Here is a 16,180-nt window from a genome sequence, read left to right on the forward strand (position 1 = left end):
GTCCGCGCAGCCCGCGCGGATCGGGCATCAGCTCCAGAAACCGGGACAGCGCGACCGCGTCCGGCAACGGGGCCGGCGTAGAGAGCAGGGTCAATCGGTCCAGGCCGGAGGGTATCGGGGAAGACGCAGGAGCAGGCACGGACTCGTTAAGTGTTCATGGGACTTCGACACTTACATGATCACCGGGACCGTGCCTGCACCGCGTCCACCCCGGCCCGAAGAGGGACAGTCCACCCAGTTCCCGCCCTGTCCGGCGAACCGGGCGAAAATTGATCTTGCAAGGGACCCTGGGTAGGTGACAGTCCAGCCCACACACGGGGGCCAGGGCTCACGCGCCTTCTTAGCTTGACTCTGACGCGTAAATAACTGCAGGTGGATGCCCTATCGGGCAGGGGTATCGGCCCGGTGGGAGTCGTCTCCGCGGGCTTTGGCCATGCTCGTTCATCCAGCGGCATCCATCGGGTCGAGGGTGACGCGGTAGCCGAGTTCGTTCAGCCGGGATACGGCTCGGCGTGCGGCCCGCTCGGGATCCCGTTGGGTGAAGTAGTCGCCGCCGAGCTCGTGGTAAGGCACCTTGTCGTTGAGCATGTGCCAGATCGCGGTGATGATCGAGTGCTCGACGGCGACCAGCGCCTTGATCGGGCCGCGGCGGGCAGTCAATCGCTTGTAGCGTGCCTGCAGGAAGGAGTCCTTGGTCCGTGCTGCTCCGCACGCGGCCATCCCCAACGCCCCTTTCAGGTAGGGGTTTCCGGGGCGGACCCGGGTGCTGCGGACTCGGCCCGCCGATTCGTGGTGCCCCGGACACAGCCCGGCCCAAGAGGCCAGGTGCTGGGCCGAGGGGAACCGGGCCATGTCACCCCCGGTCTCGGCCACGATCACTTCCGCCACCGCCTGGTTCACTCCTGGGATCGTGTCCAGCAGGTCCAGCGCCGGGCGAAAAGGGTTCATCGCCTCCTCGATGCGGGCCGTCAGCTGGTTGATGGCATCGGAGAGGTGGTCGTACTGGTCGAGGTAGAGGCGGGTCAGGAAGGCGTGGTGTTCTCGGAAGCGGCCGGTCAGTGCCTGGCTCAGCTCGGGGATCTTGCTACGCATACGGCGCTCGGCGAGGTCGGCCAGGACGTGCGGATCGCGCTGCCCATCGATCAGGGCCTGGAGCATGGCGCGGCCGGAGACGCCCATCAGGTCGCAGACAACGGCGGAGAGCTTGATGCCGGAGTCTTCCAGCAGTTTTTCCAGGCGCTGCACGACCTGGGCGCGTTCGCGAGTGAGCTGGGTGCGGACCCGGGTGAGATCCCTCAACTCGCGTACGGGTTGCGGAGGCACGAAGGAGGCCCGCACCAGGCCGTGGGAGCCGAGCTGTGCCAGCCAGGCGGCGTCGGAGACGTCTGTCCTGCGGCCGGGCAGGTTCTTCACCTGACGGGCGTTGACCAGGATGACGTTCAGTTCCTCGATCAGCAGGTAGTAGAAGGGCTTCCAGTAGTCGCCGGTTGCCTCGATCATCACCAGGGTGACGTCCGAGGTGATGAGATGTTCGCGCAGGTCGAGGATGGCGTTGGTGGTGGCGTCGAAGGTCGTGGTCTGTCGGGTGAGCGTCCCTTTGCGTCTGGGGCTGGGGGTGCGCACGCATACCTTGGCGTCCCGCTTGCTGATGTCGATGCCGGCACAGCGTTCGTGAAGGTGAACCGCTCCGGGATCCGTGGAGTCGACACCAGACCCGGAGCGGTTCACCCCGGCCCAGATCGTGAACATGGCCGCCTCCGTCAGCGGTTCGTTCTGTGATCCCGCGGACGGCCTTGCCGACGTTGTCCTACACAGCGATCAAGTCGCGTATCCGAATGAGGAAGCCGAAGGTCCTGCGGTCCTCGCCCCGAGTGGGGGAAAATCGGGGCACGTCCGGCCGACGTCGTGGCCGCTCGGCGTGTCCGAGCCCGTCAATCAGCAGGACGGCTGGGGACCTGCTTGTCAGGCGCTCGGAAGTGTTGCCTCGAGCACGCATATCAGCTTCTTTCGCCGTTCGGGTCCCCGCCGGACGCCCGGATCGGGTGGCGAGTGGAAGGAGCCGGCCGTGGACGTGGTCTATGAACGCTGCGCCGGGATCGACATCAGCAAGGCGGACGTGAAGGTGTGTATCCGGGTGCCGAGCCGGGGCAAGGGGAACCGGCGCCGCGGCGAGGTCCGCACGTTCCCGGCCCTGACGTCGGGGCTGCTGGAGATGCGGGACTGGCTGCTGGCCGAGGGGGTCACGGTGGTGGGGATGGAGGCCACCGGCTCGTACTGGAAGCCGGTGTTCTACCTGCTGGAGAACGACATGGACTGCTGGCTGCTCAATGCCCGTCATATGAAGGCCGTCCCGGGCCGCAAGACCGACGTGAAGGACTCCCAGTGGATCGCCAAGCTGGTCGAGCACGGCCTGGTCCGCCCCTCGTTCGTGCCGCCGCGGCCGATCAGGCAGCTGCGTGACCTGACGCGGTATCGCACCGATGTGGTGCGCGAACGCGCCCGCGAGGCCCAGCGGTTGCAGAACCTGCTGGAGGACTGCGGGATCAAACTCACCTCGGTGGTGTCCGACTTCCTCGGTGTCTCCGGACGCCGGATGCTTGAGGCGCTGATCGGCGGCACGCGTGATCCGAAGATGCTGGCCGAACTGGCCGCCCCGAACCTCAGGCCCCGGCGTGAGGTCCTGGTTGAGGCGCTGACCGGCTACTTCACCGACCACCACGCGTTCTTAGCACGGACCATGCTGGACCGGATCGACGAGGCCACCGCGATGGAACGACGTCTCAACGCCCGGATCGCCGAACACATCCGCCCGTTCCAGCGGCAGGTCGAGCTGCTGGCCACCATCCCCGGGGTGAGCGCGCACACCGCCGAAGTGATCCTCGCCGAGATCGGTGCGGACATCACCCGCTTCCCCTCGGCCGGCCATCTCGCCTCGTGGGCGGGGCTGTGTCCGGGCAACTACGAGTCCGCGGGCAAGAGTCCTTCCGGCAGGACCCGGCCCGGGGACGCGTGGCTGAAGGGGGTGCTCGGCCAGGCCGCGATCTCGGCCTGCCGCACCAAGGACACCTATCTCGCCGCCCGCTACCGGCGCCTGGTCGGCCGCCATGGCCGCCGCCGGGCCCTGGTCGCCCTGCAGCACTCGATCATCGTCTCGATCTGGCACATGTTCACCCACTACAAGGAGTACGCCGACCTCGGCGGTGACTACTTCCTCGAACGCACCGGCAAGACCCGAGCTACCCGCCGCCTCATCAGCCAGCTCAACCACCTCGCCTACCAGGTCACCCTCCACCCCGTACAGGCCACATGAACTGCTGTGACCAGCACCGATGGGGGATTTTCGTATCAGCAGTCGAGTCGTCGCGGGCTCCGGGGCGGCCAAGTCATTTCAGCCATCGACCGGCGTCAAGCTCTCACAGCCATACCCGGAGTCCTCGGGCTCAGCGATCCTACGAATGAACGGCGTTGGCCCGCGGCAGAACGGTAGGACAAGCTCAGACCCCGTCCTTCAAGCGTTGACCTCTGGTGAACCGTGCTTCTTCCGCTGCCGTTGTAGTGCTTGCTGTAAGAAGGCCATGCGGAATGCCGGATTTGCACCCCAGTGGGAAGCTCTCGAAGAGCACAGGGCGGGGCCGGAGCATCGTCGCAGCGGTCATGGGGTCCTGATCAAGAGGAGGTTCCTTCGATGACAACGGGCAGCGCGGGCCTTGGCCGGGGCGACAGCTCCAGCCGGGGAAGCAAAAACCCGATACCTGATGTCGGCAGAAGAAGACCGAGCGCTTGGAACGCCGTCGGCGTTGCGTCGCCGCTTGTCGTTCGAGAGGCCACCGCCGACCAAGTTCCCCCCCTGCCCGATGCTCACATGGCACGTATGTACCTGGACAGCAAAGGAAGCTATGTCCAGGGTAAGGCCCACTTCAAGGCTGGCCACTATCAGAAGCTCGTACTGGACGTGCGGCGCGGTGAGTTCTACTTCCACTGCGACGACTGGCGAGTGCCACCTGGCGAGCACTGGGGTGATCGTTTCCCGCCGTCGAACGGTATCTGGGCGCCGTTTCAATGGCTTCGTGTCGCCGACGTCCTGTCCTGGACGATCGACTCTCATTACACGGTCGAGCAGCGCCCGTATCTCACGCGCGAGGAGGGCAACGCGTTCGCCCGCGAGGTCGCTCCGCTCGGCGAGTCCCTGCTGCGGAACCTGCAGCCCGTCCCTGGCACCGGTGTCTTCGATTGGAGCGCGGAATCGGCCAGCGCGGGCATGGACATCCAGGCCGCCTGCAGCCGCCATCGGCATCCGCCGCGGGGGCGACGCCCGGAACTCGTGAACATGGCGGAGGCCGTGTCGGTCTGCCCCCAGTTGATTCAGGATCGGTGGGCCACACTCGACGACAAACACCTCGACGAGGAGGCGGAGGGTCTCAACCGGTTCGGTCTGCACAACAACCCAGCCATCACCGAGGCCCTTGGTGTCGACCCCGACGCCCATGGTGCCTCGCTCGTCGGCACTCGGGCATGGCTGTACGAACACCGCGTCTCAGCCGCTGCGGGCCGCCCGATGCAGAGCGCCGCCTCCTTCTTCGCCACACACCCGGAACTCGTCACCGCGGACACTACGACCGCCGAGTTGCGGGCCATGCCGGCCAAGGTCCGGGCGGTTGCCGAGGCGGAGGGAATCGTTCTGCTCGGCGATACAGGGCACGCGGCTGACGCCCGGCGCAAGCAACTCCGAGATGAGGTCCTAGATGACCTGGCCATATGCAGCGCGGTACGCGCAGAAGCCGAGGCCGCTGTGAAGTCCCGCCACTCCGCTGTCTATGCCTACCTGTACCGCGCGCTCTCATGGGAGGCCCAACACAGTGGCGAACCCGCTGTCAGTGACACACGCCTCGCCGAGCTCGCACATCTCAACGATCGCATAGTGGCCCGGTTACGCGCGCAGCTCGACCAGGAGATCACCGAAGAGCGCACCCGCAGCCAACAGCGACAGGATTACGACAGGAAGTGATGGCAGTCGGTACATGAACAGGCCTACAGAGGCGCCCCGAACCTGCTCTGTGGCTTGTCGCCCTGGCACGTTTCGCTGACTGTATGGCGGTAGCGGCCGCTACCGCGTCCATCACCAGACGCCCCTGTGAAACCGACGGGCGCCAGGGACGTGTCTGCACATTCTGCGAGATACATACGCGGACGATGCCGGGCAAATAGCTCGCGAGTCGGCCGCGTTCGGCCTTGAGAACTCCACGCGTCGGAGCATAGCCAGGATCCGTGTGTGAGTGAGTGAGCTGGTAGGGGCATGGTGTTCTAGGTCTCGCTCAAGGCCGTGCACAACTGGTGGAGCAAGTGGCCGGCAGGCGGACGCGAGGCGCTGGTGGCCCAGCCGCGCTGGCACCAGGAGGCCGAAGGTCAGGTCCTCGGCGTGGCCGGGCAGCTGTGGACGCGTGCCGGATACGGGACCGATCGCCAGGCTGTACCAGGTGCGGCTGACCGGACAAGCGGGCGGGCGGGTATCTACGTTGGTGGGACGGTCGTTCCAGCGTCCGGACGAACGGACTGTCCGGCAGGACGCGGAGGCGGTCCGTGTGTGGCATGAGGAGACCTGGCCGCCGATCCGTGCGCGAGCCAGGACCGTGGGCGATGAGGTGCTCTTCGCCGACCTGGTCGGCATCCGTTGCGGCCAGGTCACCGCCCGCACCTGGGGCGCCAGGGCATGCACAGCCGTCGTACGCCGCACCGGCAGCCGGTTCTCCGCCGTCACGACGTCTGCGACGAGCGCGAAGGGCCGGATGAACTCCCCGCCGTCCCATCCGCGAGCAGGCCCAACTCGCCGCGCAAACCCGCACGTTCTCCCGTCGCCGCAAACGCCGGCCACACATCGTCCGCGGCTACCTCGGCGGCCCGCACATCCGCTGCAGCCCCGAATAGATCCGTTCGAGCTTCGAGTCAAATGCGTGTACGTCTGACTGAAAAGCGGCTGGAGGATCATGGCGTCCCGGGTGTTTTCGCGGGATCTTGAACCGTTCGAGCCTCGGATCCGTTGCAGCTCCGCAAGTAGGGTGCATTTTTGACACGAGAGGGCGCAACACATGTCGACACCACCGAGTTCGCAAGAACAATTTACTGCGCCTGTCTACAACTTCAGCTTGGAAGGTGGTGATTTCCAGGTGTCCCTTGCGTCACAGGGAACCGCCCCCTCCCCCGCCTCGAATGCGGTGATCTTTCAGGGCCCTGACGTCGAAATCGCCGTCACTGCCGGAGGTGAAGATCCTCTTCAGGCGGTCGTTGCTGTCAATGAAAGCGGTCGCTGGGTAACCCTCGACCGCACGATGAAGGATCTGCAGAGGCTTGGTCGTTTCTTTCAGCAAAATCGTTCGCAGGTGACGACCTTTTTCAAGGTCATCGGTTCTATGGTGGGGGTGGCGGGAGCAGATGACGCCGGGAACTATATTTTGCAAGGAACAGCGCTGTCCGACATGGCCCATAACCTCCACTCAGCCATCGATCTCCTCAAGAGAGGTGATTCCAACTGGCTTATGGTCAGGGATATGGGTAGGTTTCTTGCTCAGGCTGCCGGTCTGGCTGCGGGAATCTACGGCGTCGCGGCGAAGGCAGACCCCGACGCAGCTCGATGGGCCGCTGCCGTCACTACTGCGGCGGCGGTTGTTGGGACTGGTAAAACCGGCATGGAGGAGCGGAAGGACAACTTGCAGAAAATGGGACTACACCCCGGGGTGGATGTTGAGGGGGTGAGGGGCGAGACCGGGCAGTCTGTACCCCTGCAGTATCGCGGCAGCGGCAGTACCGACCTTTCCCCGGTATCCTCGGGTGTAGCCACCGGCATCACCACTCCGGGTATCTCGAGGGGCAGTACCTTCATTACCGGCACTCCTCCGGGTATCTTGAGGGGCGATACCTTCAATCGGCACCTTGAGCCCATGCCGGAAGTGCCTGAATCTGCCGCTAATCCCATTCCTTCTTCCTTCAATCCCGGGGACCCCGATTCCCTTATCAATGCGCCGCGCGTAGGTGGGAGCCGGACATTCCCGCAGTCCGATGACGTCACGACGCGTGCGTCTGTCCGCTCGCAGAATCATACGGGGCCGCACACCAATCGTCGCGCTAAATAGCACGATAGGACTGGCATCGACATTCCCACCAACGTACTTGCTCCGTGATGGCAGCCTCGCAGATGGGAAGCCAGAACGGGGCTCGGGACCAGAGCTTCGGCATAGTTGCAGGATGTCCGATCCATGATGTTTTGTCGGCTTGGCGGTGCTCAGCACGTATTACATGCGGGGGTGCCCGTGATCAGATGGTGTCCGCGAGGGTAAGTGATCAAGCATGACGGTACGAGTGCAGTGAGCTCCTTCAGAACGGCCACCGATTCGGGTGACGCGTCAGACGATGACGCGGTGCAGAACTGCAGCGGCTTCCCTTCTCAGGGCATCGTCAACAGCTGATGTGCTCCCACCCCCGAGAGTGACGGCTGAAGAAGCTCAGTGCTGTGCACGAGCATCTACCAGCGGCGAGTGTGGTTGCAGCTCGGACGGTCACGCCCCGATCGCGGATGACGTCGTGGCGTCCGCTGCGCCGTGTCGCGATGAAGGCTCAGAACCAGGGAGGAACATCACATGGCGGAAGCCCGCACAGTTGTGATCACGGGTGCGAGCTCGGGTATTGGGCTCGCGGCAGCGGAACAGCTCGCCGCCCGGGGGGACAGGGTCGTCCTGGTCGGCCGTGACGAACACCGCCTGGCGGTCGCCGTCGACCGGGTCCAGGCGGCCGCCGGGCGCGGGCCGGAACCGAATGGCTTCCAGGCCGACTTCGAACGATTGACCGACGTGAGGGCGCTGGCGGATCACCTGCTGTCGAGGTATCCGAAGATCGACGTGCTGGCGAACAATGCCGGCATGCTCGCGACGTCCTTCCGGCGCACCGTGGACGGCCACGAAGCCACCATTCAAGCCAATCATCTGGGGCACTTTCTGCTCAGTAAGCTGCTGCGGGACAGGCTGCGCGGAAGCCGGATCGTGAACACGTCGGTGCGCCCCGGTCTCAATGTGCGGTTCGACCCCGATCAGTTGGAGGGCGATGGGCAGCGTTACAACATGGTCGCCGCTTACCAGACCTCCAAGGCCGCCAATGTGCTCTTCGCGATGGAGGCAGCGCAGCGCTGGCCCGACATCCTGAGCCTCAGCCTGCACCCCGGTCTGGTTCGGACCGACATCGGCCGCGGCACGGCGCTGCGGTTCGCCTTCCGATACGCGCCGTTCCTGATCAGCCCGGAAAAGTCAGCCCGGCGACTCGTACGACTCGCTACAGCACCGACCGACGAGCTGACCAACGGTGCCCTCTACGGTACTGGCGACCCTATCCGTCCGAATGCGCGCATTTTCAGCGCAGACAACGCGGCTCGGCTGTGGGCGACGTCCGAGGCTGCCATCATCGAACGGAAGTGATACAGCGTCTGCTTTACGGGTGGCGGCGGCTGCATAATCGGTCGGAGTCTGGCCGTAGCACGTGAAGCCTCTGGCGCGGCCTGACCAGCGGCAAGGGCCTGCCCTTCCATCGCCTCCTGGTCCGCGACATCCGCCAGGACTACCAGCTCACCAGCCGCTTCGACCGACTGCGGGACCGCGGCCTGCTCACCGCCTACGAACTGGCCGAACTCCTCGGCGTCAGCGTCCCCACCGTCTGGAAGTGGCACCGCGCCGGACTGCTCGAGGGCGAGAAGTACAACGACAAGAACGCCTGCCTCTACCCCCACCCGGGACCCAACCCGCCCCGTGTCCAGCAAGGCGTACGCCTCGACCACCGCCGATCAGCGACAACAACCTGAAAGCGAACCCGATAGGAGAAGAGGAGCAGTGTGATGACAATTGCTTGTCGAAACACGACCCGATCCGGCCCATGGACTGCGTCACGCCCAGACGCCGGCAGGCCCAGCAGAAGCGCCGGGATACATATTGGGCTGCCCCTGTCGCTGTGGAAGATGACGCCCTTGACGTCGCCGCCACGGGTGGCCGCGGCCATGTTCAAGGACGCAACGACGAGTTCTGCGTCGTGACGTGCACCCATCGCGTAGCCGAGCAGGCGGCGCGAGAACAGGTCGATGACGGTGGCCAGATACAGCTTGCCCTCACCGGTGGCGATCTCCGTCATGTCGCCGCACCACACCTGATCTGAAGCGTCGGCGGTGAAGTCGCGGCGGACAAGGTCGGCGAACGCGGGCCGTTTGCCGGGGCGGGTCAGCCCGCCCCGGCAGCGGATCTTCCGTCCGGCCAGACCGAGTTCGGCCATGAGACGCGCGACGGTGTTCACCGAGACGCGCCAGCCGGCGCGGATCAGGAGGAGCCAGACCTTCGGAGAACCGTAGGTGCCGCCGGACTTCTCGAAGATCTGTCGGATCGCGTCGGCCAACTGTCCTCGCCGCACTTCACGAGCGCTGGTGGGCTTGTCGCGCCACTTGTAGAACCAGGACTCCGACACTCCCAGAACCCGGCAGGCCAGGCGCTGCGGGACGTGGTGCTCGGCCCTCTGGTTACCGATGAACGCGGCCAGGGCGGCCGGGTCCGTTCCGGTCACTTCACCCAGAGGACCATGCATCGCTTGAGGACATCACGCTCCATCTCCAGCTCGCGGATTCGCTTGTTCTTCTCCGCCGCATCCCGCCGCAGCCGCTCCAACTCGGCCCGCTCGGCTTCGCGCAGCCGCCCGCCCGGTGCGGGCTCGGCAGGCTGGTCGGTCGACGCCGACCCGTTGCGCCGCCACCGTGACACCCAGCTGTGCAGCGTGCCGGAATGCACGCCGAGCTCCTCGGCGACCTCAGGGATCGGCCTGCCCGTCTCGATCACAATGCGTACAGCACCCTCACGAAACTCAGGCGTGTACGTGCGTTGCTTGGACCCCATGAACCCCAACTTCCCCTGCAATCACGGACTCCACGCTAAGAGGGGAGGGACAGAACCCCCTACCGTCCGCGTCGCCTGGGGGTGTTGACGGTGTCCAGTCCCGAGGAGCGAGCCTCGCCCTGTGTTGCGACACTCGTGTTCCCCGGCGCGGGATTCATTCGAGCAGCCGCAGCAACACCGGGCAGTCCCGTCAGTGGAGTGGTCCAGCGCTCCACCTCCAAACGGCTCACCTCCTCTAGCCCAGACGGCATCCGAGCCGAGGTGCTGGGGGCTGAGCTCAACAGGGAGGAGACCGCCATCCTGTCCGAAGTACTGGGGCCCGGGGCCGAGGTACTGGGGCCCGGGGCCGAGGTACTGGGGCCCGGGGCCGAGGTACTGGGGCCCGGGGCCGAGGTACTGGGGCCCGGGGCCGAGGTGCTGGGGGCTGAGCTCAACAGGGAGGAGACCGCCATCCTGTCCGAAGTACTGGGGCCCGGGGCCGAGGCGCTGGGGGCTGAGCTCAACAGGGAGGAGACCGCCATCCTGTCCGAAGTACTGGGGCCCGGGGCCGAGGCGCTGGGGGCTGAGCTCAACAGGGAGGAGACCGCCATCCTGTCCGAAGTACTGGGAGCCGGGTGCACTGGATGCATGGCGGACGGCGGCTGTGCGGGAACGGATTGCTCCAGCCCAGTCGGTGGCAGCGTACTGAGAGCGGCGCGCCCTACCTGGCCCTGCATGGCCGCGTACACCTGAGCACTAGCGGCAAGCTCTTCATCCAGTCGCTTTGTGGTAGCGGGAGAAAGAGGCGTATCCCAGGCCGATTTCGGGATGGTGGGCTCTTCATCTCGGGTTCGTTTCGGCATCGCATGACTCCGCAATCCTATGAGGGACTTTCATACCTGACCTTGAGAGCGCTCAGAGCGCCGTTGTGGCCGTCGTCCATCTGCGGGGCCCGAGGCGACAGTTCTGCTGACACCTCTGGTTGGCTCGGAAAACATTGACGATCCGCTTGGCTGACTCTCCGCGCTCCCAACAACACTCACAACGGAGTCAGAGGCAGGTAGGTTCACATGTAGGGGACGGTCCACTGAACCTCTTTCATCCTGAATAGTCGCAAATCAGCAGTACGTGGATGGCTTGGGCGATGCGGCTGATGCGACGGGTGGAGCAACGTGCTCTGCGCATGATGCGTCAGGACTTGAGCCGGGCGAAGGCGCGTTCGCCGGGGGCTCTGTGTCGGGCGTGGTTGCGGTTGAACTGCTGGTAGTGCTCGGGCTGTTCGCTGTGGTGGTGGTACGGGGTGCGGAAGGTGGCGCCGGCGCCTTGGTAGGCGCGGTCCGCGAGGACGAGGATCTGCCGGGTCAGGCAGGCCTGGACGATGCCGTGGGCGCGGGCGGAGGTCAGGTCGTGGGTGCGGCCGGGCGTGGCCCGGGAGAACCACAGCGGGGTACCGTCCGGAGCTGCGATGACCTGCACGTTCATGCCGTGTTTCTTGTGCCTCTGCGAGTAGTACGGCTCGTCGGCCTTGACGCGGTCGGTCGGGATGAGGGTGCCGTCAACGATGACGTGGTCGCCCTGACCGAGACCGGTGAGGGCTTCTTGGAGGCCGGGGGCCCAGGAGGACAGGACGTCAGGGCCTCGTCGACGTAGCGCCATGCAGAGCTCTCGGATATACCGAACCCCGCACCGAGCTGGGCGAATGTCTCGTTCTTGCGTAGGTGGACCAGGGTGATCAGTGCCTGCTGGAAGCAACCGGGCTTGCGCCAGCGGGTGGTGCGGGCCAGCCGGTGCTCATGCAGCAGCCAGCCGACATGCTCAACGAGCTCATGGGGGACGTCGAGCATGGCAGGATGCGGAACCAATAGGGCCCCTTCGGTCGCTGGTGTGCTGAGTGGAATCACCACGCCAATGACGAGGGGCCCTGCCTCGTCACCACACCCGCTGACCAGCCCAATTCACCCACCAGCACAGGATGAAAGAGGCTCCCTGACCACGCCCCGAGCCGACCCGGCCGGGACATCTCTATGCCCTGGAGGGCCCTTGAACCCGCAGCCGCCGTCCGTCGGACGGATAGTCCACTACGTCAGCCACGGCACGCCCGTCCGCGAGGACGGAAGCCAAGCATTCCCGCCGGCCTGTCGGGCCGCGATCGTCACCGAAGTCGACCCCGCCGACCCGAGCCGCATCGGCGTGGCCGTGCTCAACCCGACTGGCCACTTCTTCCACCCTCTCGCCGCTGGCGGCTGCGAGCACGTCGCGGTCGAGGAGCGACCCCGGACCGCCGGCACCTGGCACTGGCCCGAACGGGTTTGAGCCCCCTCACTCCGCACGCCCCGCGCCAACTGGCCGGGGCTTTCTCTATGCCCGGGAGGGCCCCATGAGTTTCAGCATCCAGGCGGCTGGCCTCGTTGCCGACGCGGTCGAGCAGGTCAAGTCCGCCGAGACGTACGAAGGCGACGCCTCGCAGTTCGAGGCCACGCGCTCGTTCGTCCTTGCCGAGCTGGAGGCGTGGCCTACGACCGAGCACGGGCCGAAGGGCGTGTTCGTCGAAGCGTCGGGCCACCACGACGCGCACAGCCGCAACGTCTCGGTCACCATCCGCCCGCTGTACATCAAGACCCCGCCGGCAGGTGAGTGATGGCCACACCGCTCACCGCCGACGCCTGGCTGTCCGTCCTCAAGGCCGAAGGCGTGCACGTCGCCGAGTACCCCGGCTGGCGCACCCACTCCCGGGACGCCGCCACCGGCAAGACCTTCGGTCCCGTCCATGGCGTCCTCATCCACCACACCGTGGCCACCAACTCGCTGGCCAGCGTCGCCAAGGACGGCCGCCCGGACCTGCCCGCGCCGCTCGCCCACACGCACCTCGCCAAGACCGGCGTCGCCACCATGTGCAGCGCCGGCCGCGCCAACCATGCCGGCCTCGCCGCCGCGAACGTCGTAGCCGCGCTCACCGCCGAGACGGCGCTGCCCAAGCAGGACAAATCCTCGACGGTCGACGGCAACGACTGCATGTACGGGCTGGAGATCGAGAACCTCGACAACGGCAAGGACCCCTACCCCGCCGACCAGTACGACGCCGCGGTCCGGTGGGCGGCCGCCATCTGCCGTCACCACGGCTGGAGCGCCGCCTTGGTCGCCGGCCACAAGGAGACGTCGGTCGAGGGCAAGGTCGATCCCTCGTTCGACATGGGCAAGTTCCGTGCCGACGTTGCCGAGCGGCTCAAGCACCCCGCCAGCTGGAGCCCTGGCGACGGAACCGACGACAGCAAGGAGAACGACGTGGCGCTCACCGCCGCCGACGTGAAGCTGCTCGCCTCGCAGGACGGTGTGTTCACCGCCCCGAAGGACGCGGCCGACTACAGCGACGACCCCAAGGACCCGGGGCACTACTGGTCCCTCAACACGCACGTGGTCGGCCTGACCACGAAGGTCCGCGGCCTGGAGGAGAGCGTGGCCGCGCTCACCACCCTCGTGCAGCAGCTGGTCGACGCCAGCCCGAACAAGCCCTGACTCCTTCGCGGTGCACGTCTGTGCGCCGTGTCCTTCTCGAAGAAAGGGGGCACTGCTGTGCCCACTTCCCTGTTCATATCCGCCATGCGTACGGGCGTCCCGCTGGTCGCGGGCTGGCTGCTGACGCTGGCGGTGAAGGCCGGCGTCACCATCGACTCCGGCAACATCACCGCGGCTGTGACGGTCGTCCTGGCCCTCGCCTACTACCTGGCGTTCCGCGTCCTCGAGCTGGTCGGCACCCGGCTGCGCGGCAGCTTCCTGCAGAGCGTGGCAGGGATGGCCCTCGGTTGGGCGCGGCCGCCGTCCTACCCGCAGGTGGACGCGCTGCCGCCCGTGACTGGCACGTACACCACCAGGTCCTGACCCGTCCCGTCCGCCGTAGAGAGGAGGGCCGTTGCCGTTGGCAGAAGAGTTGCTGGGCTTCGCCCCGGTCGACCTTGGGGCCGCGGCCCTCGTCGGGATCATCGTCCTCCTGGTCCTGCGCGGTCGGCTCGTTCCGCGCCGCCAGCTCGAGGACCTACGGGCCGACCGTGACCGGCAGTTGGAGGACCTGCGCGCCGAGCGGGACACCTGGCGCGAGGCGCACGCCGTCAGCGAGGAGGCCCGCCGCGAGGCGCAGGACCAGGCCGGTGAACTTCTCGAACTGTCGAGGACTGCCGGCTACTTCTTCGCCACGCTGCCCCGAGCCGCGCGGGAGGTGAGCAAGCGTGCCGACGTGGATCAGGCGCCTGCGCCGCCCTCGTGACGAGGAGGGGGACCGCCCCATGACCGAGGGACAGCGCGCGGCGACGGCCGCCCTGAACAGGGCCGAGGTCGCCCGAGACCGGGTACGGGCGCAGGCCCTCGAGGTACGGGCCGAGGCCGACACCTGGCGCGCGAGGCGCCAGCGCAACCACTTCGGCGAGCTGGTCCGCGACATCGTCCTGGGAGGTGACAGCAGATGACGGCGGCCGAGCTCCTCAACGCAGGCGTGTCCGGCTTGGTCGCGCTGTGTGGCGCGGCATTCATCGCGGAGTACACCCGACGCGCACGCTGGGAGGATCACGCTGTCGGGAGGTACGTCGTGGTCTGGGTCGCGACGATCGGCCTGCTGGTGGCGTACACCGTCGTGATCACGTTCTTCGGCACCGACGGCACGCTGGCCAGCGTGCTGCGCATCGTACGGTCCATCCTCCTACTCGGCATCGCCAGCCTGCTGGTGCAGGCGACCGCGGCCGTTCGGCGGGCGTACCCCCGCCGCCGCAAGGACACCTGACCTCGCAGCGAATAGCCCCCTCTCGCCACGGCGAGAGGGGGCTATTCGCTGCGATGCCGTCTGGGCGAGGCGTTGAAAATCTTCACCATCGCGACCGTAAGGAGCGATTCGCACTATTCGTTGCCAAATATCCAGGCCACCTAGCTAGTAGTGCTTGGTCAGGTCGGTATTGCCGTGGGTATGTCGCGGTGACAGGTGGGGCAGGCGCCGGTCCAGACCGCGAGGAGTAACTGCATCTCGCGGACTACCTGGTAGAGGCTCAGGGCTTGATCAAGTTCCCTCGGTTCCCGGGTTGTTGGTGATGCCCAGGAGTGGAAGTGCTCGTTCGGGTTGGTCGCGGATTGCGCGGGTGGTCTTGGCGATGTTGTCGGCTCCCAGGGTTCTGAGCAGGCCGATGGCAAGGTTGCGGAGGGTGGCCATGGCCCGGGGTGCGGTGCCGGTGTAGACGGTGGAGGCGTCCTCGGCGAAGGTCGCGTCTCTCACGTGGTGCAGGGCTTCCACGGTCCAGTGGCCGCGGATCGCGGCGGCGAGCTCGGCGGAGCCGGCCTGGTGGGCGTCGAGGCTGGTGACGGCGTAGACCGTCTCGCGGGTTTCGCGTCGGCCGGTCTGCCTGCGGCGGCGGTGGACGCGGACGGCCAGACGGGCGTGAGGGAAGGCGATCCCGCCGAGTTCGTCCGCGATGCCGCAGGTCTTGACGGAGCGGGACTCGCGGCGGCCGTGTCCGGTGGAGGTCGTGGTGTGCTGGACGGGGATGTCCTGCCAGGGCAGGGCCGCGAGCTGGCGGTGTGCGGTCGGCTGGTTGGCTTTGATCACCGCGATGTAGTGGGCGTTCTTGGTCTCGACCAGCCAGGTGACGTTCGCCTGGACCGAGTGCAGCGCGTCAAAGGTGACAAGAGCTCCTTGAAGGTCCAGCGGCTCGAGCAGGGGCCGGAAGTGCGTGGTCTCGTTCGTCTTCGCTCTCACCTCCGCCTGGGCGAGGGTCACGGCCCGGTGGTGAGTGACCGCGGAGAGCAGATGCCGGCGGGTGGCGGTCAGGTGGGCCGATCCCTTCAGTGCCTTGCCGTCGACGGCGATCACGCGACGCGGTCCGGACCCGGCCCCGGCGGCCTCGTGCCGGCCGGTGAGGTAGGCGCCGACCGCCCGGTCCAGGGCGTCACCGTCGACAGCCTGGAGGACACGCCCGATCGTGGTCCGTGAGGGAGCCCGGCGCCACTTGAGCGGATGACGGCGCACGCCGACGGCCGCCAGCAGGGCGTCCGAGGCCCGCTCCGCCCACTCGGCGAGTTCGTCGACGCTCCTCGCCCCCGAGACGGCCGCACAGGCACATATGAGGAGGATGGCGGTCAGCGAGTACCAACGGCCGCGCCGCGCACGCGGGTCGGGCACCAGGTCCAGGTAGGGCCGCAGGTCAGCGACCCGGCTGCCGTCCAGCGGACCCAGCTTCACCAGCACTGCGGGGATAGGGGAGGATGCAGCGGCAGGCACGGGCCACCTCATGATCGTTGAGCTTCGACACCCCAATGAT

Annotated in this window: 15 protein-coding genes and 1 pseudogene; 11 read left to right on the forward strand and 5 right to left on the reverse strand. The window is 66.7% G+C overall.

Translation table 11 applies throughout. The features are described from left to right. Window positions 1-441: 441 nt before the first annotated feature. Window positions 442-1,749: an IS110 family transposase gene (locus tag ACFZDK_RS52230; protein ID WP_390985522.1), complete on the reverse strand. Its 1,308-nt coding sequence runs from the start codon at window positions 1,747-1,749 to the stop codon at window positions 442-444. Between the two features lie 316 nt (window positions 1,750-2,065). Here ACFZDK_RS52230 and ACFZDK_RS52235 point away from each other — a divergent pair, with 316 nt between their 5' ends. The 4 genes from ACFZDK_RS52235 (at window position 2,066) to ACFZDK_RS52250 (ending at window position 8,456) form a co-directional block, all read left to right on the forward strand. After that, complete coding sequence (locus tag ACFZDK_RS52235) at window positions 2,066-3,310, forward strand: IS110 family transposase (protein WP_390985525.1); 1,245 nt, start codon at window positions 2,066-2,068, stop codon at window positions 3,308-3,310. A 561-nt stretch (window positions 3,311-3,871) separates the two neighbouring features. Continuing rightward, on the forward strand, window positions 3,872-5,005 hold the full coding sequence (locus ACFZDK_RS52240; protein WP_390985527.1) for a hypothetical protein: 1,134 nt from the start codon (window positions 3,872-3,874) through the stop codon (window positions 5,003-5,005). Between the two features lie 1,078 nt (window positions 5,006-6,083). Next, complete coding sequence (locus tag ACFZDK_RS52245) at window positions 6,084-7,124, forward strand: hypothetical protein (RefSeq protein ID WP_390985529.1); 1,041 nt, start codon at window positions 6,084-6,086, stop codon at window positions 7,122-7,124. A 504-nt stretch (window positions 7,125-7,628) separates the two neighbouring features. Next, complete coding sequence (locus ACFZDK_RS52250) at window positions 7,629-8,456, forward strand: SDR family NAD(P)-dependent oxidoreductase (RefSeq protein WP_390985532.1); 828 nt, start codon at window positions 7,629-7,631, stop codon at window positions 8,454-8,456. A gap of 298 nt (window positions 8,457-8,754) precedes the next feature. On the opposite strand, the gene ACFZDK_RS52255 is transcribed toward ACFZDK_RS52250, so the two are convergent. The 3 genes and pseudogenes from ACFZDK_RS52255 to ACFZDK_RS52265 all read right to left on the reverse strand — a co-directional run bounded on the left by ACFZDK_RS52255 (window position 8,755) and on the right by ACFZDK_RS52265 (window position 11,791). Then, entirely contained in the window at window positions 8,755-9,582 is an 828-nt protein-coding gene (locus tag ACFZDK_RS52255; protein WP_390985534.1) for an IS3 family transposase, read from the reverse strand. Beyond that, window positions 9,579-9,908 carry a transposase gene (locus tag ACFZDK_RS52260; protein ID WP_390985537.1) on the reverse strand — a complete coding sequence of 110 codons (330 nt, stop codon included), beginning with the start codon at window positions 9,906-9,908 and terminating at the stop codon, window positions 9,579-9,581. Before ACFZDK_RS52260 ends, ACFZDK_RS52255 begins: the two co-directional genes overlap by 4 nt. 1,077 nt (window positions 9,909-10,985) lie before the next feature. Beyond that, window positions 10,986-11,791: pseudogene (locus ACFZDK_RS52265) on the reverse strand (transposase family protein). A 136-nt stretch (window positions 11,792-11,927) separates the two neighbouring features. Here ACFZDK_RS52265 and ACFZDK_RS52270 point away from each other — a divergent pair. The 7 genes from ACFZDK_RS52270 to ACFZDK_RS52300 all read left to right on the forward strand — a co-directional run bounded on the left by ACFZDK_RS52270 (window position 11,928) and on the right by ACFZDK_RS52300 (window position 14,655). Next, window positions 11,928-12,200 (forward strand): hypothetical protein, encoded by a 273-nt coding sequence (locus ACFZDK_RS52270; protein ID WP_390985540.1) that lies wholly within the window; start codon window positions 11,928-11,930, stop codon window positions 12,198-12,200. A gap of 64 nt (window positions 12,201-12,264) precedes the next feature. After that, complete coding sequence (locus ACFZDK_RS52275; RefSeq protein WP_390985543.1) at window positions 12,265-12,525, forward strand: hypothetical protein; 261 nt, start codon at window positions 12,265-12,267, stop codon at window positions 12,523-12,525. Then, window positions 12,525-13,400, forward strand: coding sequence for an N-acetylmuramoyl-L-alanine amidase (locus ACFZDK_RS52280; protein WP_390985545.1), 876 nt, complete (start codon window positions 12,525-12,527; stop codon window positions 13,398-13,400). Before ACFZDK_RS52275 ends, ACFZDK_RS52280 begins: the two co-directional genes overlap by 1 nt. Window positions 13,401-13,457: 57 nt before the next feature. Beyond that, window positions 13,458-13,763, forward strand: a complete 306-nt coding sequence (locus tag ACFZDK_RS52285) for a hypothetical protein (protein ID WP_390985547.1) — start codon at window positions 13,458-13,460, stop codon at window positions 13,761-13,763. Between the two features lie 31 nt (window positions 13,764-13,794). After that, entirely contained in the window at window positions 13,795-14,145 is a 351-nt protein-coding gene (locus ACFZDK_RS52290; protein WP_390985550.1) for a hypothetical protein, read from the forward strand. 19 nt (window positions 14,146-14,164) lie between these two features. Next, window positions 14,165-14,344 (forward strand): hypothetical protein, encoded by a 180-nt coding sequence (locus ACFZDK_RS52295; protein ID WP_390985553.1) that lies wholly within the window; start codon window positions 14,165-14,167, stop codon window positions 14,342-14,344. Beyond that, on the forward strand, window positions 14,341-14,655 hold the full coding sequence (locus tag ACFZDK_RS52300; RefSeq protein ID WP_390985556.1) for a hypothetical protein: 315 nt from the start codon (window positions 14,341-14,343) through the stop codon (window positions 14,653-14,655). Before ACFZDK_RS52295 ends, ACFZDK_RS52300 begins: the two co-directional genes overlap by 4 nt. A gap of 270 nt (window positions 14,656-14,925) precedes the next feature. On the opposite strand, the gene ACFZDK_RS52305 is transcribed toward ACFZDK_RS52300, so the two are convergent. Further along, the gene (locus ACFZDK_RS52305; RefSeq protein ID WP_390985559.1) at window positions 14,926-16,140 is read right to left on the reverse strand and encodes an ISAs1 family transposase; all 1,215 of its coding nucleotides are present in this window, start codon (window positions 16,138-16,140) and stop codon (window positions 14,926-14,928) included. Between the last annotated feature and the right edge of the window lie 40 nt (window positions 16,141-16,180).

It is taken from the genome of Streptomyces sp. NPDC007901, assembly GCF_042959465.1.
GTDB lineage: Bacteria > Actinomycetota > Actinomycetes > Streptomycetales > Streptomycetaceae > Streptomyces.